Annotated in this window: 3 protein-coding genes; all 3 read right to left on the bottom strand. The window is 70.7% G+C overall.

What is annotated here, in order from left to right:
* Positions 1–274: 274 nt before the first annotated feature.
* Entirely contained in the window at positions 275–400 is a 126-nt protein-coding gene (locus ACI2LP_RS34140; protein ID WP_404728424.1) for a hypothetical protein, read from the bottom strand.
* 420 nt (positions 401–820) lie between these two features.
* The gene (locus ACI2LP_RS34135; RefSeq protein ID WP_404728423.1) at positions 821–1,027 is read right to left on the bottom strand and encodes a hypothetical protein; all 207 of its coding nucleotides are present in this window, start codon (positions 1,025–1,027) and stop codon (positions 821–823) included.
* Positions 1,028–1,264: 237 nt separating this feature from the next.
* Positions 1,265–2,761 carry a long-chain fatty acid--CoA ligase gene (locus ACI2LP_RS34130; RefSeq protein WP_404728422.1) on the bottom strand — a complete coding sequence of 499 codons (1,497 nt, stop codon included), beginning with the start codon at positions 2,759–2,761 and terminating at the stop codon, positions 1,265–1,267.
* Positions 2,762–2,821: the final 60 nt, after the last annotated feature.

The raw sequence follows: 2,821 nt of genomic DNA, 5'->3' as shown, positions 1-2,821 counted from the left end.
GGGTCCCCCGCGCCCCCACCCGCCGCCTCGTCCCGCGCCCGGCCGCGCCCTCCCGGGCCCCGCCCCCCCCCCGGCGCCGCCGCGCGGCCGTCCCCTCGGCGTCCATGGTCACGCCCCATCCCCCGTTCAATACACGAGTGTATCTGATACATCAATGTATCAAACACAGCGCGGTCCCCGACCGAGCCAGCCGCCCGCGCAACGACTCGCCCAGGTCGGCGCGCTGGACGCGTTCGCCCCAACCGCCGGAACTGCAACTGCACCTGACGGAGCTTCACCGGGAGTCGCGCGGCGCGGGCGCCGCCCAGCTGCCCCTCGTCGGCGGGCAGGACACGGCGCGGCGGAGCTGCTCGGCCTTGGCGAAACCGAGCGGCTGAGCGCCCAGTTCGGTGCTCGACATGGACGCCTCTCGCCATCTCATGGGCGACTACCCGGAGTTCCGGGACAACGCACGGCTCGACTGTGGAACAGGCGATCCAGACACAACTACTGCCTGGTGGCTGTCGGGCCGCACCGACGATTTCAGTGCCCCTCTGACCTGGGCACCGAAATCTTGCGTGCGGTGGTCCTGCCCACAGTCGCCGCACGGAAGGTTTCATAGGCGACGGTTCGGGCGCGCTGGCTCGAAGCTCCCTCTTACGGAGCCGCCCTGACAACTACCTAGGTGTGGCCCGAGGGGGCAACCCTCCCCGGGCCGTTGACCGACGCGCTCTGCTCAGCGCTCCTTTGCCCTCCTCAGAGCGCCGCAGGGTTCGGTACCGGTGGGCGGCCGCAACGGCGACCGCTACAGCCGTCACGAGGACGGCCGTAGTGCGTCGGTTCATGTCCCGCTCCCGGCGCGGTGGAGGGCTTCCGTGTGGCGCAGTGCATGGTCGTCCGCGGCCGCGATTGCCGCCGCGTGCTGGGGACTGCCCGGGTACACGTTCGGGTCGGTACCGCCCCAGCGGGTCCGGGCGATCAGCGCCGGGCCCCAGAAGCCGGCCGTGAGGATGAGTGCAGGGATGAGGGCGAGCAGGACAGAGCCCATGACGGGGCCTCCAAGGTGAGTGGGCCCCGTCGTGCGGGGCGTTTCAGGCGGCGCCGGCCAGCTCGGGCTGGGCGTGCAGGTATCGCCGAGGTAGTCCCCAAAGGGCCCATCGGAAGATCTTGAAGCCTGAAGGGCAGCCGGAGTGCGCTCCGGTGAGGTGCCCTGCGCGAGGTAGGGGCGGCCGCCACTGCGATGACGAGCACGGAGGGCCTGCACAGAGCCGGGCCTGTTGTCCCGTCAGTTTGGCGAAAGCGTGATCTCGCGCTTGAGGATCTTGCCGGTGGCACTTTTGGGCAGGGCGTCGACGATCCGGACCAAGCGGGGGTACTTGTAGGCGGCGACGCGGGACTTGACGAACTCGCGGAGTGCGTCCGCTCCCGCGTCGCTGCCGGGTTTGAGGGTGACCACGGCGGCGACTTCTTCCCCGTGGGTCGGGTGGGGTACGCCAAGGACGGCGGCCTCGGCCACGGCCGGGTGCTCGTAGAGGACCTCCTCGATCTCCCGCGGGTAGACGTTGAGACCGCCGCGGATGATGAGGTCCTTCTTGCGGTCCACGATCCGGAAGCAGCCGTCGGGGTCGCGGATGCCGATGTCGCCGGTGCGCAGCCAGCCGTCCGGGATGGCCTCGGCGGTGGACTCGGGCCTGCGCCAGTAACCCTTCATGACGTTGTGCCCGCGGACGGCGATCTCTCCGGCGGTGCCGTCGTCCACCTCCCTGCCGTCCGGGTCGAGCACCCGGATCTCGACACCGAGAATCGGGGTGCCGATGGTGCCTGGACGGCGGGGGCGGCCGGGATGGTTGAAGCAGGCGACCGGGGAGGTCTCGGACAGTCCGTAACCCTCGAGGACGGTGCAGCCGAAGGCCGCCTCGAAGGCGTGCAGGATCTCCACCGGCAGGGCGGCTCCGCCGGAGACGCACACCCGCAGCGAGGCGGTGTCCGCGTGACCTGCAGCGGCAAGCAGGGCGCCGTACATGGTGGGCACGCCGATGAACGCGGTGACCCGGTCCCGTTCGATGATCTTCAGGGCTTTGGCGGCGTCGAAGCGGGGCAGCAGGGTCAGGCAGGCTCCGGCGGCGACGGCGCAGTTGAGTCCGACGACCTGCCCGAAGGCGTGGAAGAGCGGCAGACCGCCGAAGACCACGTCGGTCTCGGTGAGGTGCAACAGCGTGGTGCGGGTGACCTCGGGATTGCGCGCAAGGTTGTCGTGGGTGAGCTCGGCACCCTTGGGCCGACCCGTCGTACCGGAGGTGTAGAGGATCACTGCCGTGTCGGACGGCTTTCGGGAGGCCACGTCCCACTCCGGGTCGTGGCTCGTCAGGAGCCCACCGAACCCGTCCGCCGGCACCGTGATGTGCGGCGTTCCGGCGGACTGGGCGCCCCGGAACGCGCCGTCGGCCTCGTGCGGTGCGAACAGAAGCGAGGCCGCGGAGTCGCGCAGGTGGTACTCCACCTCGCGCGCCTTCAGCAGCGGATTCAGCGGCACCACGACGGCCCCGGCGCGCAGGATGCCGTAGTACAGGACGGCGAACGCGAGCACGTTCGGCAGCATCAGGCCGACCCGGTCGCCCGCGCGCACCCCGGCGCTGCGCAGGAGGGAAGCGGCTCGGGCACTCGCTTCGTCAAGTTCGGCGTACCTCAGGGTGGCACCGTCGAGCCGGACGGCGGGACGGTCGGGGTGGCGCGCCGCGGAGTCCAACAGGATCGTGGCGAGGTTGGCGTGGGGGCTGGGCACGTGCGTGGCTCCTTTGATGTTCCGGGCCGGCGGCCGGATCACGTTCCGAACTTTCAACGG

The organism is Streptomyces sp. NPDC019890 (genome assembly GCF_044903445.1).
Lineage (GTDB): Bacteria > Actinomycetota > Actinomycetes > Streptomycetales > Streptomycetaceae > Streptomyces.
The sequence above is the reverse complement of the archived record's forward strand: the minus strand, read 5'-3'. Positions and strand labels throughout refer to the sequence as shown.